Genomic DNA, 19,943 nt, shown 5'->3' with positions numbered 1-19,943 from the left:
AACATCGGTGCGTGACGGCGGGACCTTGAGAACGGAAAGAAATGAAACTATTTTCAAGTTGTCTGAAAATGAAAATGCGCTATAATGAAAGATAAGAAAACAAATGAGGGGGAGTAATCAATGAAAAAATTCTGGATTCATGCCGGAACGCTGATCGACGGCACTGGCGCTGAACCAAAAAAGAACCAGGCCATCTGCGTCGAAAACGGACGGGTTGCCGCGATCGAAGATTTCCATGGAAAAAACGAGGAAGAATGGGTGGATCTAAGTGAAATGACCGTGATGCCGGGCATGATCAACTGTCATGTTCACTCTTTATCTCCAGTGGGCATCAGCGACGAGGAAGAAAACGCGCTGACGACTATGGAAAAAGCCTGGTGGGGGATGAAGAACGCGCACGATTATATTGACAGCGGCGTGACGTTTGTCCGTTCGCTGGGGTCTGAAAAATATTACGATCTGGAAATGAAAAAATGCATTGAGGAAGGAAAAGTCGTCGGACCGCACATGTTCTGTGCCGGCCGGGTGATTACGATGACCGGCGGTCATGGCTGGAAAAGCGGACTGGAATCCGACGGCGTAGACGAATGCCGCAAGCATGCCCGCGAGCTGTTGAAGCACGGCGTGGATCTGATCAAGATTATGGCGACCGGCGGTGTAATGACCCCGGGCGTGGAACCAGGCAGTGCGCAGCTGACAATGGAAGAAATGAAGGCGGCGATCGACGAGGCGCACAAAGCCGACCGCAAAACCGCAACGCATGCCCAGGGTACCCAGGGAATCAAGAATGCCCTGCACGCCGGCATCGACTCCATCGAGCATGGCATTTTCCTGGATGATGAATGCATCGACTGGATGGTCGAACATGGAACATACCTGGTTCCAACGTTAGCCGCGCCGCGCTGCATTCTGGACGCCGGTGTGGAAAAAGGCATGAAGGATTATGTTTTGCGCAAAGCGAATCTGGTTGTCGACGCGCATATTGAAAGCTTTAAGAAAGCCTATCAGCGTGGTGTGAAGATCGCGATGGGCACGGATGCCGGCACGCCTTATAACTTCCATAACAATTCGGCGTTTGAGCTGGAACTGATGGTGGCCAACGGGATGAAGCCGATGGACGCGATCGTGGCTTCTACGCGCAACGGGGCCGACTGCATCGGCGTGCTGAAGGACTACGGTACGATTGAAGCAGGAAAAGTCGCGGATATTATCGCGATAGAAGGCGATCCGCTGCAGGATATTTCCTGTGTCCGCAAGGTCCGCACCGTTTATAAAGCGGGTGAAAAGCTGAAAGGCTGAAAACGGCGCTGTCTTGGATAATAAAAACAGCCGCGCTGATCGGATTGAAAAGTCTGATCAACGCGGTTTTCTTTTGGTTCTTCCGCAGGGGAAAGCTTTGGAAGTGTTTAAAGATGAAGTGTTTCCGTTTCGGCAACTTGTCGGACAAAGCGTAAAAATTCCCGGACGGCCGGACTGGGATCCTTAGAATAATGGAACCCATAGGCCAGCGAGTAATTCCAGTCGCAGGGAATCGTCACCAAATCAGGATGGATATCCTTCCAGCACAACGGCGTCTGCAAACAATCCTGTTGGACGATACAGCGGCTGAAAACAGAGAGATCATAGCGCGGCACCTCGACGACATGAACACCGAGCGCTTTGGCCTCCTGCTGCAGACGATCCAGTTCATCAGACATGTTGGAACGGATGGTGACCAGTGTATAAGGCCGCATGTCCGCAAGCGTTAAACACGTTTTGGACGCTAACGGATGATCCCGCGCGACCGCAACGGCGATGGGGACACGGAACAAACTCAGGAAGCTGCGGCTGTGCTGCCAGGGTTCACCGTCATCAATTCCTTCTATAAGATCGGCTTTGTATGCTTCCGTATTCAAGGAAAGGTCAAGAAGTTCAACCGGGATCTGATCAGTTACTTCCTTTTGAAACCGTGCCCACAGCGGATAAAAAACACGGCATTTCATCAACAAACTCGTGCCGATCGTAATTTTCTGCTGATCCCGGCGATGAATCAGGATCAGATTTTCCTCAATTTCCCGGCAGGTCTGGATCAGCGACCCGGCTTGTTGAAAAAGATAAGCGCCGGCCAGGGTGAGTTGAGTTCCGTGGCGTGTCCGTTTCAACAATGTCACCTGAAGATCCTGTTCCAAATTGTTGATTTGCTGGATCACAGCGCTGGGGGTAATGTAAAGTTTCTCAGCCGCTTTGGAAAAACTGCCGTTTTCGGCAACCTGAATAAACGTTTCCAGCTGATGATTAAGCATCCTTGATTCCTCCTGGTTCACTATCGAAAGCTCTCACTCTTGTTATAAGGTTTTCCTACAAACCATCATAAGGAATTCAGACTTCTTTTGCAAGTTGTTATGTGAAATAATGAACACATCGAGAGAAAAGGGAGGAAAAAACATGAGTTCTAAGAACATAACCCGCCGGGATTTCCTGAAGGGCGCGGCGGCGGGCGCGCTCGGCCTGGCGGCTGTCAGTCTGACCGGATGTGCTGTTAACGAAGCTCCGGCCGCAAACAAGGGAATCTATACGCCGGGGACGTATTCCGCACGCGTCAAAGGTTATTCCAGCTATATTCAGGTAGAGATGACATTCACAGCGGATAAGATTACCGATTGTACTATCGCCGCTGACGGAGAAACGGAATCGATCGGAAAGGCGGTCGCGGACGAGCTGGCGAAACTGATCGTCGAGAAACAATCCGTGGATGTGGAAACAACTGCGACGGCGGATATCACCGTTCCGGCGATTAAGAAAGCGGTTGGCAACTGTATCGCCCAGGCTCAGGGGCTGGCCGCCGCTCTGAATGAAAACACAGACAGCGATTCCGAAGACTGGCTGGGTGAAGCTCCGGAGATCGCGGATTCGCAGATTACTTCCACATTGGATACCAGCCTGTTGATCATCGGTGCGGGCAATGGCGGGATGATGGCCGCGGCGACCGCGGCGGACGCCAAGATGGATTTCATCTTGTGCGAACAGAATGAAACGCTCGGCGATACGCGGCACTGGATCGGCGCGCTGGACACCGAAGCGATGAAAAAGGCCGGGGTCACAGTACAGAAAGATCGGCTGTTGAATGAAATCGCCCGCTACGCTTCCTATAAGTGCGATATGGATGTCATCAAAATGTGGATGAGCAACAGCGCGGAGATGATCAGTTATCTGGAAAGCCTGGGGTTAAGCGCGTCGGTCAACATCGCGCATGAGAATCATGTCGGCGGCAACCATATGGAATACTATGTACCGTCGATCTGGCATACCGTCAGTGCGCCGGAAGGCAGCGAGTTCGCCGGAGCGATGGGCTGTGAGCGCAATCGCTTCCTGGAAAAACATATTCAGGACTTAGGCTATCAGGTAAATTATTCGATGACACTGGTACGGCTGAATCAGGATGAAACCGGCAAAGTCACCGGTGCGATCTTCACCGACGCGAAGGGGGCCTATGTAAAAATCAATGCTGAAAACGTCATTCTGGCGACCGGCGGATATCCGGGCAATCCGAAAATGGTGAAAGCGCTGGCGCCGATTGTCAACGAATGCGTCACCGCCAATAGCTACTATGGTCCGGATACCGGCATGGGCATCCGCGCCGGGATCTGGGCTGGCGCGAAGATGGACACGACTGATGCGCCGATGATCTTTGACCGTGGTTTGGTCGCACCGGGCGTCAAGGCTGGTTATGTTGATGATGGGCAGGGCAACCTCGCTTTCCCAGGCACAGTTTATCAGTTTAACCCCGGCACACAGCCGCATTTAAAGGTCAATAAAGAGGGCTTTCGGTTCGCAAATGAATCCTGTCCGTATGATTTTCTGAATCACGCGGCGTCTTTACAAACCGACGGCGTCTATGCGGCGATTATGGACGCCAATGTCACTGACGCGATCCTGGCCTACGATCAATACGGCTGCGCTCAGATCTCCGTCAATATCGCAAAGAACGACGGAATTATGCCGATGATTGAAAGCTATGTTGAACAGGGCTTGATCTTCAAAGCGGATACGATTGAGGAACTGGCGGAGAAGCTGGGAATTCCAGCAGATAATCTGAAATCGACAGTCGAGCGGTACAATGAATTGTGCGCGAAAGGCGTCGATGAGGATTTTGGCAAAGAGGCGTACCGGATGCGTCCGGTCGCGGCCGCGCCGTATTACGGTTGCTTCCTGGGCGGCAGTCTGCTGACCACCTGCGATGGCCTGCGGATCAACCGCAAGTGTCAGGTTTATGATACGAACCATCAAATCATTGAAGGCTTGTATTCAATCGGCGATTGCTCAGGCAGCTTCTTTGCGGGCAATTATCCGGAATACTTCGTCGGCGTTGCAGTCGGCCGCACCATGACGCAGGGCCGGGTTGCCGTGAAGACGATCCTCGGCGAAGAATTGTAAGCTGAATCAGAAAAAGGAAAAGAATCAGGATTTCTGCTTTGAAAGCTGAACCTGATTTTTTTTGCTGAGAAAAAAAGCGAGGATCAACCGCTTATGTGGAAAGATAAGAAAAAAATTTCAATTCCCTCATTTTTTTGTTAATTTCTATGTAAAATTCCCTAATTTTTGTGTAATTATTAATAAAAAATCACTATGTTTTGTGTTGGGAAACGTGGATAAATCCCTCAAAATTATGTATAATCTTAGTAAAGGAGGTGCGCTATGCTTTATTTAAAGAGGAAAATCGACGACTATCTGATAGCGTGGAAAGAAGAGGCTGATCATAAACCACTGATTGTAAAAGGACCGCGGCAAGTCGGAAAGACGGAGTCCATTCTGCGGTTTGCCAAGGCAGCGTATGAAAGTGTTGTAGTCATTAATTTTGTAGAGGAACCTAAATATCGCTTAATCACAGAGGATGGATATAAATCATCAGATATTATTAAGAATATTTCGAGAATGGATCCGTCAAAACGCTTTATTCCTGGGAAAACTTTGATTTTTTTTGATGAGTTGCAAGCGCATCCTGATATTGCTACAGCATTAAAATTTTTTAAGATTGACGGGCGTTTCGACGTTATCTGCAGCGGTTCTTTATTGGGAATTAACGATAAACAAATTGAAAGCAACAGTGTAGGATATAAAACGGATTACACCTTATTTTCATTGGATTTTGAAGAATTTTTGTGGGCTAAAGGATATTCTGAATCCATCGCAGAGGAGTTGCTGAACCACCTTATCCATCAAAAACCATTTAATTTAATTGAAGTGGAAACGTATAGCAGCTTGTTCCTTGACTTTTGCATTTTAGGCGGAATGCCTGCGGTAGTGCGGACTTATGTTGAAAGAGGAACGTTTGAAGGAACTCTGGATCTTCAGCGGCAGCTCATTGAAGACTATAAGGAAGACATTCGGAAATATGCCGTCGGTCTGGACCAGACTCGAATATTGAATGTTTTCAACCATATTCCTTCCCAATTGGCAAAAGAAAATAAAAAATTTCAATTATCTAAAGTTGAACGAGGCGCCCGGTTTAAAGACTACCGTGGATGCATTGAATGGCTTTGTGATTCAGGAATCGTTAATTGTTGTACCTGCCTGCAATTTCCTGAACTTCCATTAAAGGGGAATAGCGACGATAGTAAATTTAAGCTTTATTTTGCGGATACAGGACTGTTAATCGGCATGCTGGACGATGAATCTCAGGAAGATTTACGGGTGAATAAGAATTTAGGTGTATATAAAGGCGCACTTTATGAGAATATTGTTGCGGAAGCACTGACCAAATGTTCGATTCCTCTTTATTATTATCGTCGGAAAGACTCTACATTAGAACAGGATTTCTTTGTTCGCACGCAGCATAGTTTGCTTCCATTAGAAGTTAAGGCAAAGCACGGAACAGCGAAATCATTACGGACGCTGATCAGCTCTGACCGGTATCCTGATATCCGCTATGGTTTAAAGCTTAGTGCTGGAAACATCGGGGTCAGCGATCAAATTTACAGCTTTCCTTATTTCTGTGCGTTTTTGTTGAAACGATTTTTAAGGCAAGCTGAATTTTGAAGCTAGGGCAAAGGCTTTGTTTCTTTTAGCATAATATAAGGATTAAGAAAAGACCGCGAAGCTGCGGTCTTTTATCAGAGATCCAGTTTGATCCCTTCATCCAGGTTTTCCGGCCGGGGGGAGCCGTTTTTCTTTCTCTGTTTGACGCATTCCGTCAACAGATATTCAATCTGTCCGTTTAAAGATCGGAAATCATCTTCGGCCCAGGCTGCGATCTGTGCATAGAGCTTACTGGAAATCCGCAGCGGAACCTGCTTCTTTTCCTGATCTGCCACTAATATAAGCTTCCTGAATTGACGATCGGCTGAGCGTCTTTATTGCCGCACAGGACGACGAGCAGATTGGATACCATGGCAGCTTTTCTTTCTTCATCCAGCTCGACCATGCCCCCTTCGTTCAGTTTGTTCAGCGCCATTTCCACCATGCCGACGGCGCCGTCGACAATCATCTTGCGGGCGTCGATAATCGCGGAAGCCTGCTGCCGCTGAAGCATAACGGCGGCGATTTCCGGAGCGTAGGCCAGATAGGTGATCCGCGCTTCCAGAATTTCCAAGCCCGCTTCCTGAACCCGGTTTTGGATTTCCTTGCGGATTCGGCTGGCTACGATTTCACTGGAACCGCGCAGCGAGCCTTCATCCGGTTCGCCATCGCCCGTCGTATCGACATTCTGAGCGACGTCGTAAGGATACAGCCGCACGATATCACGCAGCGCGGCGTCGCACTGCAGCGACAGGAATTCCTTATAGTTATCTACCGCAAAGACCGCTTTGGCCGTATCGTTGACACGCCAGATGACCGCGATTCCGATTTCCACGGGATTGCCCAGGCAGTCGTTGATTTTCTGCTTGTTGTTATTCAACGTCATCACTTTCAGCGAGATTTTCTTGGTCGGCACAACCTGATTCTGCGTGCCGTTGCTGGTTGTGATCGCCCGTTCTGAGGAATTGACGTCGCCGCTCTGACGCAGCGTTGTCCGGCTGGCCGGGTTCACCGCGGATACAAACGGATTCACATAGTAAATTCCTTCTTCTTTCAACGTTCCGACATACTTGCCGAACAACGTCAGCACCAACGCTTCCTGCGGCTTCAGCACCTTAACGCCCATACACGGGATCCAGCCTAATGATAACCAGGCAACCGAAATAGCGATCAGTACGCCGCCCAGCGTATTGTTTTCAACCAGACTGATGCCGGCGATCAAGGCGATGACCGATAAGGCAAACGCAGCGACCAGAAGCATCAGCGGCATTAACCCTTTCCTGGCGTTTAAAATTTTTTCTTCCATCTTTGACGACCTCCTCTTGTTGATATCATTTTGATATCATTTCAATTTCTTGTCAAGCGTTTTCGTCAAGGTTCGATAAAAATATTCCAGAATCCGATATCTGTTTCTTTAGAAGCGGCCCGGAGCTGCTGCGGAATAACGCAGCTTCTTGAACCAATTTCGCTGTTTTTATGATTCTGATCTCAGGATCGATCAACGATTGTAATCGCCGCTTTTATTCTGGTTTCAATCTGAACCGCGGAATAAAAGGGCACTTAAAAGAATCAAAGATTGTTATCAAAGAATAAAGCTGTGAAACGAATTGTTCATTCTGCGTCAATATCGTTCTTTTGTGCCGTATATTGTTTTTCTTATAAAGACTCAGATTCTGGCTTAATTAGATATTGACGAGAATGCAGTCTAAAGCAATATGAAAAAAGGATAACCCTTGCTTCCGCAATGCGTTTATCCTTTTTCTTCGTCAGATCCTTCGTCAGCTTCGCAGGACAATCCGTCCGGGCGCTGCCATTTCATGTCTTGTCACAGGATTCTATGTTTTCAGATTAACGCGGCAGCGGGTACCGATCCGGATCCAGCGGCCGCTGCAGTGTGACAAGGTAGCCACGCTGAAACAGATCGCTGCTGTAACCGGCGGCAGCCACCTGCCATCCTTTTCGTCCCCATTGATTCAATTCTTTTTCCGCTTCGTCTAAATCATCGAAGACCAGAATTTTAAATTCCCACTGCATAGCTGCGCGCTAGGCGATGACGCCGAAATGCCGCAAGGCTTCAGCTACGCCGTCTTCATCGACGGAAGGCGCGATGTAATCCGCCGCCGCTTTGACGTTATCCTTCGCGTTGGCTACCGCAACGCCGACGCCGGCCTTCACCAACATCGGGATATCGTTTTCCCCATCGCCGAAGGCCATGGTTTCCGCCCAGGAAATCCCCAGGCGCTTCAGAACGGATTCGATGGTGGTTGTCTTATCGTTGCCGGTGCTGTAAATATCATAGCCCTGCGGATAACTCCAGGTAAAGGTCAGCTCCGGGAACTGATCGGTAATCGATTCGACCTTCGCTTCATCGCCGATGATGAACAGACCCATTGGCAGACCGTGCGTCTTCTGATAATTCTGTTCGGCGGTATCGTCGATCAACAGCTTGCCGACGTCCTTTCCTTTCAGATAACCCCAGTGAAATTGATGGAAGTGCGACTGACAGACGACCGATTCGTCAAATTTATAGCCGACGCCCAATTCCAGCTCATCGCACAGCTTGTTCAGGCGGATCATTGTGTCCTCCTGAATTTCATGCTTTTCGATAATTCCCTTGCCGGTTTCAATCAGACACTGGCCGTTGATCGTGACGTAATAATCCGGTTTCAGCGTGTCGTGGACGTCCTGCTGAATGAAGTAATAAGCCCGGCCGGTGGCGATCAACAGCTTGATCCCCTGACGCTGCGCCTGATGCAGCGCTTCAACGACCGCGGGCCGGATCGTTTCCGAGCCGCGGGCGATCAGGGTGCCGTCGATGTCCAGAATCAACATTTTTACATTTTCCATATTTGTTTTTTTGTACTCTCCTCTGTCAGTTATCATACCGTGATTTTCATCGGGTGAAAAGAGCTTTTGAAGATTTTATTCGTAAAAGTTAAACATTGAATGAAATAATGTTTCAATGTTTCAACGCGTGAGCCAACCGTGGATGACGGCTCGGGAAAATTCCTGGATTTCCTTTTTTGACAGAGTTGAATCAGGATTGCGGATGACTTTATAGCGTTTGAGAGTCCACGGGAAACGGACACCTTATCGGGGGTGCGGCAGAGAAATCAGTCGTGAAAGAATTAATTAACTGTAAGGGCTTTCATTTTTGCTTAGCTTCTTCTATAATGGAATTAACTTGGTCTGACCAGTTAGGGGTGAACTATGGAAAATCAGGAAAAGAATTCGCAGATGATCGTCGACGATGTGATCGGTCAGATCGGCAGCGGACGGCTGAAAATCGGCGAAGCTCTGCCGTCGGAGCGGGAGATGACGCAGCTCTATCACGTCAGCCGCAGCTGCGTGCGGGAAGCGATGCAGGTGCTGGCGCTGTTAGGCATCGTGCGGATCCGTCCGAAGGAAAAGACGCGCGTTCAGGCCTTTCAGATCGAACCGTTCATCCAGCGGATTTCCCCGCTGTTGTTCGCGCAGAAGGGCTGTGAACAGGACATCGCTCAGTTCCGCTTGACCGTTGAGATCAAAGCGGCGCAGCTGGCGGCTGAAAAAGGGGCGGATGAAGGTTTGATGGAGCTGGTGGCGGCGATGCGCCAGTGCGAGGATGAAGCGCAGGCAGCGCAGCTGGATCTGCAATTCCATAAGGCGCTGGTGCGCAACAGCGGCAACACCCTGCTGAAAATCGCGCTGGACAGTGTCGGCAGTCTGATGGAATATTCCGTCGCGCATAACCGCCGGCAGATATCCACGCACAGCTCGCTGGCGATTCTGATCGACCAGCACGAACAGCTGACCCGGACAATCGCGGCCAGACAGACGGAAAAAGCGGCGGAGCTGATGAAACGGCATCTGCGGCTGGAAGAAAACAGGGAGGAAATAGAGAAGTGAACATTGTCGTATGCGTAAAACAGGTTCCGGCGACGCAGAAAGTCGAAGTCGATCCGGTTACCGGCGTCTTAAAGCGGGACGGTATTGAAACGAAGATGAATCCGTATGATCTGTACGCGATGGAAACGGCGCTGCAGATCAGAAAGAAAACCGGGGCGAAGATCCATGTGATCACGATGGGGCCGCCAGCCGCCAAAGCGGTGCTGCAGGAAGCGTTCGCGCTGGGCGCCGACGAGGGCTGGCTGTTGACCGACCGGAAGTTTGCCGGGGCCGACGTGTTGGCGACCTCGTATACGATCGCCTCTGGAATCCGTCAGATCGATCACGTCGATCTGATTCTGTGCGGCAAGCAGACGACCGACGGCGACACGGCTCAGGTTGGACCGGAAATGGCCGAGGTTCTGGGAATTCCGCATATCAGCTGGGTTACAGAGCTGATCGACGCCGACGATCAGGCCTTGATTGTTAAGCAGGATCTGAACGAGGTCGAAGCGGTGGCCCGGATTCCTTATCCATGCCTGATCACGGTGGAAAAAGGAATTTTCCAGCCGAATCTGCCGTCCTATAAACGGGCGAAGGAAGCCGCGGACAACCCGATTCACACACTGAGCGCGGCGCAGTGCCGGACCTTGGATCCATCCCGTATCGGCTTGTCAGGCTCGCCGACCCAGGTCGAGCGGATTTTCACGCCAACTCATGATGTGAAGACAATGCGGCTGGACGGGCCGGAAGCGGAAAGCGCGGCCAAGCTGGTCGCGATCTTGAAAGAAGATAAAATGTGGGAGGAGGAAAACGCATGAGCGGCTTAGTGATCGATCCTAAAAAATGTACGCGCTGCGGTTTGTGCATCACTCAATGCCCGTTTAACGCCATGGCGATGGTCGACGGTCAGGTCCAGATCAACGCCGCCTGCAAGATGTGCCGGATGTGTCTGCGCAACTGTCCAAGTCAGGCGATCAGCGAACAGGTGGACGCGCCGCAGCCGCAGATCGACAAATCCCAGTGGCACGATATTCTCGTTTACGTTGAACACAGCGACGGCCGGATTCATCCGGTGACGCTGGAATTGATCGGGAAGGCGCACGAGCTGGCCCGGGTTATCGGGCAGCAGGTCAACTGTCTGATGATCGGCGATCACATTGAACAGGCGGCGGATTCCCTGCTGGACTATGGCGTCGCCAACGTCTATCTCTATGAAGATGCGCGGCTCCAGTATTTCCGTGCGGATAATTATACCGAAGTGTTTGAGGACTGCATTCAGCGCAGCCATCCGGCGGTCGTTCTGGTCGGCGCGACGGTCAGCGGCCGTTCGCTCGCTCCGCGCACCGCGGCGCGCTTCCGCACCGGTTTAACGGCCGACTGTACGGTTCTGGAAATGCGGGAGAATACCGATCTGGTGCAGATCCGGCCTGCTTTCGGCGGCAACATCATGGCTCAGATTCTGAACACCAATCATCGTCCGCAGTTTGCGACGGTGCGCTATAAAGTGATGGATCCGGCGGTGAAGCAGGCCCGGATCGGAAAGGTAGTGTCCTGTCCAATCGATCCGGCCAAGCTGGATTCCAGGATTGAATGGCTGAAAATTGAAAACAAGGAACAGGAGGTCAGCATTTCCGACGCCGAAGTTCTCGTCGCTGTCGGACGGGGCGTTAAGGATGAAAAGACGCTGGCGCTGATCGAAACGCTAGCGCAGAAGCTGCATGCCCAGATGGCCTGCAGCCGGCCGGTTGTGGAAAGCGGGCGCTACGACGTCCGCCGTCAGATCGGTTTGTCCGGCCGAACGGTGAAACCGAAGCTGATCCTGACCTTCGGCATCAGCGGGGCGATCCAGTTTACCGCCGGGATGAAGGGGGCGGAGAAAATCATCGCTGTCAACACCGATCCGCAGGCTCCGATCTTTGATCTGGCGCATGTCGCGGTCATCGGCGACGCCGGGCAAATCGCTGAAAATATGCTTAAAGAAATGGAGGGAGAGACCGTATGTTCCGCAAATTAGAAACCCGGGATATCGAAGCGCTGAGCGCGATCACCGGACGGGACTATGTCAGTGTCCGTGATGAAATTCATCCCGATTATACACATGACGAAATGACCCATTACGGCTGTTTTGACCCGGAGCTGGTCATCCAGCCGGGCTGCACGGAAGAAGTTTCACAGATTCTGGCCTATGCCAACCAAGAACATCTGCCGGTTACGACCCGCGGCGCGGGCACCGGCTTATGCGGGGGCTGCGTGCCAATCCACGGCGGCATCGTGATGTCGACGATGCGGATGAACAAAATTCTGGAAATCGACGAACAGACGATGAACGCCGTGCTGCAGCCGGGCGTGCTGCTGATGGAGATCATCGAGGAAGCGGCCAATCATAATCTGTTGTACGCGCCGGATCCGGGCGAAAAGAGCGCGTCGGTCGGCGGCAACGTCATGACCAACGCCGGCGGCATGCGGGCGGTGAAATACGGCGTGACCCGCGATTATGTGCGCGGCCTGGAAGTCGTGCTGGCGGACGGCAGTGTGCTGACACTGGGCGGCAAGACCTCGAAGAACAGCTCCGGCTATTCCTTAAAGGATCTGATCGTCGGTTCCGAAGGCACGCTGGCCGTCGTCACGAAGATCACGATGAAGCTGCTGCCGAAGCCGCGGGCGATGACTTCCTTGTTGATTCCGTTTACAACGCTGAAGGACGCGCTGACGCTGGTGCCGAAAATCATGCGGCTGCCGGCGGTGGCAACGACGATCGAATTCATGGAAAAGGAAGTCATTCAGGATGCTCAGGATTACCTCGGCAAGGATTTCCCGAACAAGGAATTCAATGCTTATCTGATCGTTTCCTACAGCGCCAACACGCCGGAAGAAATGCAGGCGATGATCCACGACTGCGCCGAACTGGCCTTGCAGGAAGGGGCGGAGGACGTCTTCATCTCCGATACCGAAGAACGCCAGAGCAGCATCTGGGATGCCCGCGGCGCGTTTCTGGAAGCGATTAAGAATTCGACGACGCAGATGGACGAATGCGACGTCGTCGTGGATATCGACAAGGTCGCCGACTTCTGTCAGTTTGCCCGCGATCTCTCAATTCAGGAAGACATCCGGATCCGCAGCTTCGGTCATGCCGGCGACGGCAACCTGCATATCTATGTGCTGAAAGACGCGCTGCCGGAAGATGAATGGCAGCGGAAGGTCGCGCGCTGCATGGACGCGCTGTACGCGAAAGCCGCGGCGATGAAGGGTCAGGTTTCCGGCGAACATGGCATCGGTCATGCCAAGCGCGATTACCTGAAACGATCGCTGGATCCGGTTCAGATCGAGCTGATGAAACGGATCAAGGCCGCCTTTGACCCGAACGGAATTCTCAATCCGGGCAAAGTCATCGGCTGAGAAGAATCGAAAGCCACGGCTTCATCCTTCTAAATTAACCTGAAATCATCGTTAAACAGAAATCAGATCCGCTCAGGACTCCGGCCGCCGCCGGGGTCTTTTCAGTTTTCCACAATGAAAACCAGCGGAAAAAGCGAATTGTTTGAAAAAACGTTGACCTGTCCCCTGGGGACTGTGTTATGCTCACAAGCGAGGTGAGCGGAATGCTGCTGAAAGAAGTCATGCAAAAGAGCGGGCTGACCCGCAAACAAATTGAAATACTTCAACAAAAGGGATTGATTCATCCGGCCAGGGAAGAAAACGGATACCGCAATTATACCGAGCAGGATCTGAAAACGCTGAAACAGGTTAACTTTCTTAAGAAATTTGAGTTCACGCTGGACGAATGCCACGCCCTGTTGATCGAAGGCGACACAGCCGTTCTGGATCAGAAACGGGAACAGCTGTTGTCTCAACGCTACCGGCTGGATACTGCGCTGCAATATCTGGATCATCTCAAGGATCCCGATACCCAGCAGGTTGACCTGGAATCCGTGGAACAAACGTTCGATCTCTATGATCAGATCAGTGCCGGCCAGCGCGGACAGAAAATTATCCAGATGGAAAATGAAATCGTCAAAGCGCAGGTATCGTTTAATAGTTTAATCGAATACACAATCGGCATCGGTTTTTCCATGACGGCGATAATATCGCAGCAGAATCTGCGCCTGATAATTTTGATCGTCACCATGCTGCTGGTGCAGGGAATGAAGTCGTCGACGCGATTCCGCTGGCTGATCCTGCGGATGGGTCAGTTTTTGAGAGTGATTTAAATTTGAGGTTCAGCGCGGATTAACGAACAAACCCGCGCTTTTTATTTTTCCGGGAATGTGACAAAATCGTTAGTTCACCGCAAGCCAAATCCATGGTGAAGAAACGGCTGCACGCGTAAAATGAAAAAGGAAAGCAGGCAGATCCTGGAAAAAACGCTTGCTTTCCATCGAAATCAGAATATAATATGATTCAAGAAAGATTAATAAGAAAAAAAAGAAATGGGAGATAAGATAAAAAAGATCAGAAATAATTGAAAAAAGGATTGACAAACAAGAAAATGTGTATTAATGTATTACTGTCTTAATACAAAAATCTTATGAAGATCTTTAGGAATCCTTTCGCTGGGTTTTAGCCTTGGACTTTATAATGAAAAACGATTGAGCATGACAGGGAGGGAAGTTCATGTCAGAAGCTTTAATAGAAATCAGGGATCTCTGTAAAATATACAATCCGGGCGAGGTTGAGGTCCGCGCGCTGGATCACGTCAGCCTGACGATCAACCGCGGCGAGCTGGTCGCGATTATCGGACAGTCGGGTTCCGGCAAATCCACGCTGATGAATCAGCTGGGCTGCCTGGATGTTCCGACTTCCGGCGATTATTTTTTGAGCGGTCAGAACGTTGCCAAGCTCAGCGATAACGAATTGTCGGATATCCGCAACCGGGAGATCGGCTTTATCTTCCAGGGATTTAACTTAATTCCCAATCTGACTGCTGTGGAGAATGTCGAGGTCCCGCTGATTTACCGCGGTATCGGCAAGCGTGAACGGCGTCAGCTGGCGGTGGCGTCGCTGGAAAAGGTCGGATTGGGTCACCGGCTCGATCACAAGCCGTCGCAGATGTCCGGCGGGCAGCAGCAGCGCGTTGCGATCGCGCGGGCCATCGCCGCAGCCCCGCCGTTGATTCTGGCGGACGAACCGACCGGCAATCTGGATTCCGCGTCAAGCAAGGAAATCCTGCAGATTTTAAAACAGATGCACGCCAGCGGGCGCACGGTCATCCTGATAACGCATGACAATGAGATCGCCGCGCAGGCCAAGCGGATTATCCATATCCGCGACGGGAAGATTGATTCAGATACAATCAACGAGGGAGGAAAGTAACAATGGATGAAAAACAAGTGGAACGGGTTGAAGTCGAAACACTGGAACTGGAAAAGAAGCCGGGTAAAAATAAACAAAAACGGAAACTGACGATGCCGAAGAAGAAAACCGTTATGCTCGGGGCGGTTGGCTTGTTAGTCCTGGCTGTTGTCATTTCGAATCTGACGCGCAAGCCTTCGCTGCCGTCTGTCGCGGTGACGCCGGTGACGCGGGGCAGCGTCGAGCAGACGCTGGATACCAGCGGTCTGGTTTCCTCTTTATCGGAGAAGACGTATTTCTCGCCGGTCAGCGCCAACGTCGCGCAGCTGCCGGTCGCGGTCGGCGATAATGTCAGCGCGGGCGATCTGATCGTCGGCTACGATCTGGATTCGATTCAGGAACAGGTGCAGAAAGCGAATCTGGAGCTGACGGCGGCCCGCAGCGGATATCACGACAGTTTGAACAAAAGCAACGAGAAGGCCGACGAATACAGCCAGGCTAAGCACGATGCTGAAAAGCTTTATGCCGAGGCCAACGATCTGCGCAGCAAGGTGGCCGGACTGAAGGATCAGCTGGCGCAGGCCCAGAAGGAACAAGCCGGGCAGGAAGCCGGCAATGCGGCCAATCAGCAGAAAATTGCCGAGCTGCAGAAGGAAGCGGCTGATCTGGAAACGACGCAAGCCCAGCTGGAGCTGCAGATCGCCGAGAAGCAGCGGCTGATTGCCGAGAAACAGGCGGAGCTGGATGCGCTTGTCAACCCGCCGGAACCAGATCCTGCGGCCAGTCCTGCGCCGATCGAGGATTCCAGCGATAAAATTGAGCAGCTGAAGCAGGAAATCAGTACGCTGCAGGGTGAGCTGGACGTTCTGAACAAGACGCAGGCCGATAATGATCAGCGTCAGAAGCAGATTGCCGACGAGATCCAGCAGCTCCAAAGCGCCGGGGGCGCGGCGGCGGCCAAGGTCGTCCAGCTGCAGGCGGATCTGGAAAAAGCATCGACGGAATTAAGTCAGAAGGAAACGGAATTGGCCAAGCGCGAGAGTGTCCGCGATTCCGCCCAGGCTTCGATTCTGTCCAATGAAATGAAAACCCAGCTGCAGGCGAATACGAATCTGAGCGAGCTGGCCGCGATGAGCACCAACGAACTGCTGCAGCTGGCCCGCGCCGGCATCAAGGCGGAATTCTCCGGCATCGTCACCAAGGTCAACACCAAGGAAGGCGCCGCGACCGCCGAAGGCACAGAGCTGATTACCGTCGCTTCCAACCGTGAGGTTATGGTCGAAATTTCAATCACGAAATACGACCTGGAAAAAATCGCAGTCGGACAAAAAGCAGAAATTACCTTAGCCGGTCATCAATACACCGGCACAGTTGAAAAAATCAGCCGGGTGGCCGAGGCTAACGCTCAGGGCACGCCGGTGATTCATGCCCAGGTTCGTTTCGATAATCCGGACGACAACATCTTCTTAGGCGTGGAGGCCAAGGTTTCCGTCAACACCGCCAAAGCGGAGAACGCATTGCTGGTGCCGGTGGAAGCGATCAATACCGATCGTCAGGGCAGTTTTGTCTACGCGGTGGAAAACGGTCTGTTAATCCGCAAAACAATTGAAATCGGTGTGACTTCCGATGACGCTGCAGAGATTAAGTCCGGTCTCAGCGAAGGCGATCTGGTCGTGCTGAGCGCCGCCGCAGGATTGCAGGAGGGAATGCAGGTTACGCCTGTCCAGCAGTAAAGGAGGCCGCAGATGACGCAGCTATTTGAATATATAAAGATGGCGGTCAAGAATATCCGCGCCAACAAGGGGCGGTCGATTCTGACGATGCTGGGCATTATTATCGGCATCTCCTCCGTTATCATGATTATGGCGATCGGCAACGGCGCCAAGGGAACGATCAGCGACGAACTCAACAGTATCGCCGGGGGTCAGATCTATATTTACGCAAGTCAGAACTACACCGCCGGGGAACCGGTGGCGATCACGGAGAAAGACATCGACACGATCAAAACGAAGATCGAACATGTCAAGGGCGTTACGCCGACGCTGGGCGCCTGGGGCAGCGCGATGACGCAGAAAGGCACCTTCGATTTGTCGATCAGCGGCGGCAATCCGGATCTGGGCGCGATGTCGGTGCAGCCGATGCTGCACGGCCGCTATTTTGATCAGTCGGATTTTGAAGACGCCCGGTTAGTCGGCGTGATCGGCGAAGCGGATGCCAAGAAGCTGTTCGGGACGGCCGATATCGTCGGCATGTCAATCGAAGCCTCGATGATGAACGTCACCAAGGATATCCGCATCATCGGCGTGCGGAAGGACGTCGAGGGAACCTTTGTTTCCACAACCTATGAAGGTGCGCCGATTTCAATGGAAATGCCGTACACCGCGCTGCAGGCGTTTGATATCGGCACGGATGATTTCGGAAGCATCTATATTATTTCCGAAGGCAACGAATATTCCGCGGCGGTCGCCCAATCGGCACTGAGCCTGCTCGACAGCCGTCATCAGACCCAGGGCAAAGGTGCGTTTCTGATGCAGGAATTCAACGAACAGATGGGGCAGATTAATGAAGTGCTGAACATGATCACGACGTTTATCTCCTTTGTTGCGGCGATCAGTCTTTTAGTCGGCGGAATCGGCGTTATGAACATCATGTTGGTGTCGGTTACGGAAAGAACCCGGGAGATCGGCATCCGCAAAGGTCTGGGCGCCCGGACAAGCTCGATCCTATGGCAGTTTTTGGCCGAATCGGCGATCATCACGGCGATTGGCGGCATCATCGGGATTATTCTGGGCATCGGCGGAGCAGAGCTGTTGTGCTTGGTGATGCCGCTGACTCCGCGCATCAGCCTGTCCACCATCCTGATCGCGACGCTGTTCTCCTCAGCCATCGGGATCTTCTTCGGGATTATGCCGGCCCGCAAAGCGGCGAACCTTTCGCCGATTGAAGCGCTCCGCCGCGATTAAGCGAATGACTTGTGACGGTAGAGAATGAGGAAAAAAAGGATAGATCAGATTAAAACCGGAAGGGATAGACAGACGTCGCTGTTTCGGTTTTTTTCTTGCGGCGGTTAAGCAGAGTCTGTCAATTTCCTTAAGAACGTCAAACGCGGAGTTTGGGCATGATATAATAAAAAAAGAATGGGGGAATTCGATTGGAAGAAATCTTAGCACAGCTAAACCGGCAGCGGGGACGGATTATGGCGGCGACATTGATCGGCGGCAGTTTGATCGGCTTGGGTATTCTCTTGTTATTTACAAGCTTTTCCCTTGGAATTCTGATCGTGCTTGCCGGGGCGGGATTCATCCTGGCGATCAATCTGACGGAAAAACCGAAATATATCCGGGCTTATAAGAATCAGGTTGTCTTAGCGGTGCTGAAAGAAATATTTGATGATGTGGAATTGAATATCGACGCGGGGTTTAACCAGGAATGGGTTGAAGACGCGCATTTCATTCCTACGGGCAACCGTTTTTTCAGCGATGATCAGCTTTCCGGCAGCTACCGCGGCTGTCCGTTTCGCCGCAGCGATATTCTGACCCAGCAGGTGACGCATACCGGGAAAACGACGACGGTGACGACGTTGTTTGAAGGCCCGTGGATGGTGTTTGAATTTCCCAAAAGCTTCGGGCACTATCTGTTGGTCAGGGAAAAGGAGTTTCTCTCCAATGGTAAGCCGGGCGGCTGGTTCAGCGGATTAAAGACGGAACGGATTGAGATGGAAAGCGAAGCTTTTAACGAAAAGTTTGAGGTGTATGCCGAGGATGAACACGAAGCGTTTTACCTGTTGACGCCGTCGTTTATGGAAAAGCTGGAACAGGCCGAACATGAACTCGACGGCCGGATGTATTATGGCTTTTTCGGCCATGAGTTCCATGTTGCAGTGGATAACCGGCAAAACAGCTTTGAGCCGCCGGTGTTTACGGCGATCAAGCCGGCGCAGCTGGAGGAGATCCGGACGGAGGCACAGCTGGTGTGCGAGCTGATCGATCTGCTTCATCTCGCTGGCAGAGAACGCGGGGAACGGCCGGAACCTTAAGCTCAAAATGTTGCGAAATAAGCAAATTTTATTTTAAAATACAGAAATAAACCAGATAAGAAGGAGGGGAAAGAAGGATGATGATTTTGTTGATCGGGGCGATCGCATTAATCGTATATGGCATATTTCTTTACAATCAATTAGTCCGGAGCCGGATTAAATGTGAAGAAGCTTTGTCGGGAATCGACGTCGCGTTGGTGAAACGGTATGATACGCTGACCAATATCCAGGAAACGGTGAAAGGGTATGTCAAGCACGAACAGACGACGCTGGTTGAATTGACAAGACTGCGCGCGACGATGACGCTGGAAGAAAAGGCTGAACTGGCGGATCAGTATGCTCAGGCTCAGAACCGGCTGATGATGTTGGCGGAAGGCTATCCGCAGCTGCAGGCGTCCGTGAATTTCCTTCAGCTGCAGGAAACGATCGCTGATGTTGAGGAACACCTGCAGGCAGCCCGCCGGGCGTACAACGCCAATGTGGCGCGGTACAACGAGAAGCTTCAGATGTTTCCATCCAGTCTGATCGCCGGAATGATTCATGCGGAAGCCAAAGCTTTTTTCCAGGCCGAGCTGGATCAGCGTGAGAATGTGAATGTTTCATTTTAAAGGAAAAAAGCAATCGGAGAGCTGTAGCACAAACGTTACAGCTTTTTAAATAGAAAGAAGAGCACAAAAGATCAGAAAAGGAAATTGAAAACAAAACGGTATTGAGTTATAATGAGCTCAGAAAGATTAACTCAAAAAAGTATTTT

The 19,943-nt window shown here is 51.5% G+C and carries 18 protein-coding genes; 13 read left to right on the top strand and 5 right to left on the bottom strand.

Translation table 11 applies throughout. The features are described from left to right. Window positions 1-120 precede the first annotated feature (120 nt). Window positions 121-1,299 carry a metal-dependent hydrolase family protein gene (locus tag DWY25_RS13165; protein ID WP_117895615.1) on the top strand — a complete coding sequence of 393 codons (1,179 nt, stop codon included), beginning with the start codon at window positions 121-123 and terminating at the stop codon, window positions 1,297-1,299. Window positions 1,300-1,406: 107 nt separating this feature from the next. Here the strand turns inward: DWY25_RS13165 and DWY25_RS13160 are convergent, their stop codons facing one another. Continuing rightward, window positions 1,407-2,282, bottom strand: a complete 876-nt coding sequence (locus DWY25_RS13160) for a LysR family transcriptional regulator (RefSeq protein WP_117895614.1) — start codon at window positions 2,280-2,282, stop codon at window positions 1,407-1,409. 142 nt (window positions 2,283-2,424) lie between these two features. Here DWY25_RS13160 and DWY25_RS13155 point away from each other — a divergent pair, with 142 nt between their 5' ends. Next, window positions 2,425-4,413 carry an FAD-binding protein gene (locus tag DWY25_RS13155; protein ID WP_181981823.1) on the top strand — a complete coding sequence of 663 codons (1,989 nt, stop codon included), beginning with the start codon at window positions 2,425-2,427 and terminating at the stop codon, window positions 4,411-4,413. 261 nt (window positions 4,414-4,674) lie between these two features. After that, window positions 4,675-6,015 (top strand): ATP-binding protein, encoded by a 1,341-nt coding sequence (locus DWY25_RS13150; RefSeq protein ID WP_117895612.1) that lies wholly within the window; start codon window positions 4,675-4,677, stop codon window positions 6,013-6,015. A 74-nt stretch (window positions 6,016-6,089) separates the two neighbouring features. Here DWY25_RS13150 and DWY25_RS13145 read toward each other — a convergent pair whose 3' ends face one another. The 4 genes from DWY25_RS13145 to DWY25_RS13130 all read right to left on the bottom strand — a co-directional run bounded on the left by DWY25_RS13145 (window position 6,090) and on the right by DWY25_RS13130 (window position 8,841). Beyond that, window positions 6,090-6,290, bottom strand: coding sequence for a type II toxin-antitoxin system antitoxin (locus DWY25_RS13145; protein WP_072684612.1), 201 nt, complete (start codon window positions 6,288-6,290; stop codon window positions 6,090-6,092). Continuing rightward, on the bottom strand, window positions 6,290-7,300 hold the full coding sequence (locus DWY25_RS13140) for an SPFH domain-containing protein (RefSeq protein WP_117895611.1): 1,011 nt from the start codon (window positions 7,298-7,300) through the stop codon (window positions 6,290-6,292). Before DWY25_RS13140 ends, DWY25_RS13145 begins: the two co-directional genes overlap by 1 nt. A 542-nt stretch (window positions 7,301-7,842) precedes the next feature. Beyond that, the gene (locus DWY25_RS13135; RefSeq protein WP_117895610.1) at window positions 7,843-8,028 is read right to left on the bottom strand and encodes a hypothetical protein; all 186 of its coding nucleotides are present in this window, start codon (window positions 8,026-8,028) and stop codon (window positions 7,843-7,845) included. Between the two features lie 9 nt (window positions 8,029-8,037). Beyond that, window positions 8,038-8,841: a Cof-type HAD-IIB family hydrolase gene (locus tag DWY25_RS13130; RefSeq protein WP_181981822.1), complete on the bottom strand. Its 804-nt coding sequence runs from the start codon at window positions 8,839-8,841 to the stop codon at window positions 8,038-8,040. Window positions 8,842-9,204: 363 nt separating this feature from the next. Here DWY25_RS13130 and DWY25_RS13125 point away from each other — a divergent pair, with 363 nt between their 5' ends. From DWY25_RS13125 to DWY25_RS13080, 10 genes are all read left to right on the top strand, one after another. Further along, on the top strand, window positions 9,205-9,882 hold the full coding sequence (locus DWY25_RS13125; protein WP_117895608.1) for a FadR/GntR family transcriptional regulator: 678 nt from the start codon (window positions 9,205-9,207) through the stop codon (window positions 9,880-9,882). Continuing rightward, window positions 9,879-10,682: an electron transfer flavoprotein subunit beta/FixA family protein gene (locus DWY25_RS13120; RefSeq protein WP_117895607.1), complete on the top strand. Its 804-nt coding sequence runs from the start codon at window positions 9,879-9,881 to the stop codon at window positions 10,680-10,682. The genes DWY25_RS13125 and DWY25_RS13120 overlap by 4 nt, the downstream gene beginning before the upstream one ends. After that, the gene (locus DWY25_RS13115; RefSeq protein WP_117895606.1) at window positions 10,679-11,878 is read left to right on the top strand and encodes an FAD-binding protein; all 1,200 of its coding nucleotides are present in this window, start codon (window positions 10,679-10,681) and stop codon (window positions 11,876-11,878) included. The genes DWY25_RS13120 and DWY25_RS13115 overlap by 4 nt, the downstream gene beginning before the upstream one ends. Next, window positions 11,863-13,260 carry an FAD-binding oxidoreductase gene (locus DWY25_RS13110; protein WP_117895605.1) on the top strand — a complete coding sequence of 466 codons (1,398 nt, stop codon included), beginning with the start codon at window positions 11,863-11,865 and terminating at the stop codon, window positions 13,258-13,260. Before DWY25_RS13115 ends, DWY25_RS13110 begins: the two co-directional genes overlap by 16 nt. 203 nt (window positions 13,261-13,463) lie before the next feature. Beyond that, window positions 13,464-14,072: a MerR family transcriptional regulator gene (locus DWY25_RS13105; protein ID WP_181981821.1), complete on the top strand. Its 609-nt coding sequence runs from the start codon at window positions 13,464-13,466 to the stop codon at window positions 14,070-14,072. 403 nt (window positions 14,073-14,475) lie between these two features. Next, window positions 14,476-15,174 (top strand): ABC transporter ATP-binding protein, encoded by a 699-nt coding sequence (locus DWY25_RS13100; RefSeq protein WP_006061134.1) that lies wholly within the window; start codon window positions 14,476-14,478, stop codon window positions 15,172-15,174. Window positions 15,175-15,176: 2 nt separating this feature from the next. After that, entirely contained in the window at window positions 15,177-16,886 is a 1,710-nt protein-coding gene (locus tag DWY25_RS13095; protein WP_006061133.1) for an efflux RND transporter periplasmic adaptor subunit, read from the top strand. 12 nt (window positions 16,887-16,898) lie between these two features. Next, window positions 16,899-18,116, top strand: a complete 1,218-nt coding sequence (locus DWY25_RS13090) for an ABC transporter permease (protein ID WP_006061132.1) — start codon at window positions 16,899-16,901, stop codon at window positions 18,114-18,116. 188 nt (window positions 18,117-18,304) lie between these two features. Next, window positions 18,305-19,189 (top strand): DUF3137 domain-containing protein, encoded by an 885-nt coding sequence (locus DWY25_RS13085; protein WP_117895603.1) that lies wholly within the window; start codon window positions 18,305-18,307, stop codon window positions 19,187-19,189. Window positions 19,190-19,266: 77 nt separating this feature from the next. After that, the gene (locus tag DWY25_RS13080; RefSeq protein ID WP_117895602.1) at window positions 19,267-19,797 is read left to right on the top strand and encodes a LemA family protein; all 531 of its coding nucleotides are present in this window, start codon (window positions 19,267-19,269) and stop codon (window positions 19,795-19,797) included. Window positions 19,798-19,943 lie beyond the last annotated feature (146 nt).

Origin of the sequence: Holdemania filiformis (assembly GCF_003459085.1) — a bacterium.
Taxonomy (GTDB): domain Bacteria; phylum Bacillota_I; class Bacilli_A; order Erysipelotrichales; family Erysipelotrichaceae; genus Holdemania; species Holdemania filiformis.
The sequence above is the reverse complement of the archived record's forward strand: the minus strand, read 5'-3'. Positions and strand labels throughout refer to the sequence as shown.

Bases quoted from the DNA above. Each gene is read 5' to 3' on its own strand.
- DWY25_RS13135 (WP_117895610.1), bottom strand. From the start codon at position 8,028: ATGCAGTGGGAATTTAAAATTCTGGTCTTCGATGATTTAGACGAAGCG.
- DWY25_RS13165 (WP_117895615.1), top strand. From the start codon at position 121: ATGAAAAAATTCTGGATTCATGCCGGAACGCTGATCGACGGCACTGGC.
- DWY25_RS13095 (WP_006061133.1), top strand. From the start codon at position 15,177: ATGGATGAAAAACAAGTGGAACGGGTTGAAGTCGAAACACTGGAACTG.
- DWY25_RS13115 (WP_117895606.1), top strand. From the start codon at position 10,679: ATGAGCGGCTTAGTGATCGATCCTAAAAAATGTACGCGCTGCGGTTTG.
- DWY25_RS13160 (WP_117895614.1), bottom strand. From the start codon at position 2,282: ATGCTTAATCATCAGCTGGAAACGTTTATTCAGGTTGCCGAAAACGGC.
- DWY25_RS13110 (WP_117895605.1), top strand. From the start codon at position 11,863: ATGTTCCGCAAATTAGAAACCCGGGATATCGAAGCGCTGAGCGCGATC.
- DWY25_RS13080 (WP_117895602.1), top strand. From the start codon at position 19,267: ATGATGATTTTGTTGATCGGGGCGATCGCATTAATCGTATATGGCATA.
- DWY25_RS13125 (WP_117895608.1), top strand. From the start codon at position 9,205: ATGGAAAATCAGGAAAAGAATTCGCAGATGATCGTCGACGATGTGATC.
- DWY25_RS13130 (WP_181981822.1), bottom strand. From the start codon at position 8,841: ATGGAAAATGTAAAAATGTTGATTCTGGACATCGACGGCACCCTGATC.
- DWY25_RS13150 (WP_117895612.1), top strand. From the start codon at position 4,675: ATGCTTTATTTAAAGAGGAAAATCGACGACTATCTGATAGCGTGGAAA.
- DWY25_RS13100 (WP_006061134.1), top strand. From the start codon at position 14,476: ATGTCAGAAGCTTTAATAGAAATCAGGGATCTCTGTAAAATATACAAT.
- DWY25_RS13105 (WP_181981821.1), top strand. From the start codon at position 13,464: ATGCTGCTGAAAGAAGTCATGCAAAAGAGCGGGCTGACCCGCAAACAA.
- DWY25_RS13140 (WP_117895611.1), bottom strand. From the start codon at position 7,300: ATGGAAGAAAAAATTTTAAACGCCAGGAAAGGGTTAATGCCGCTGATG.
- DWY25_RS13090 (WP_006061132.1), top strand. From the start codon at position 16,899: ATGACGCAGCTATTTGAATATATAAAGATGGCGGTCAAGAATATCCGC.
- DWY25_RS13155 (WP_181981823.1), top strand. From the start codon at position 2,425: ATGAGTTCTAAGAACATAACCCGCCGGGATTTCCTGAAGGGCGCGGCG.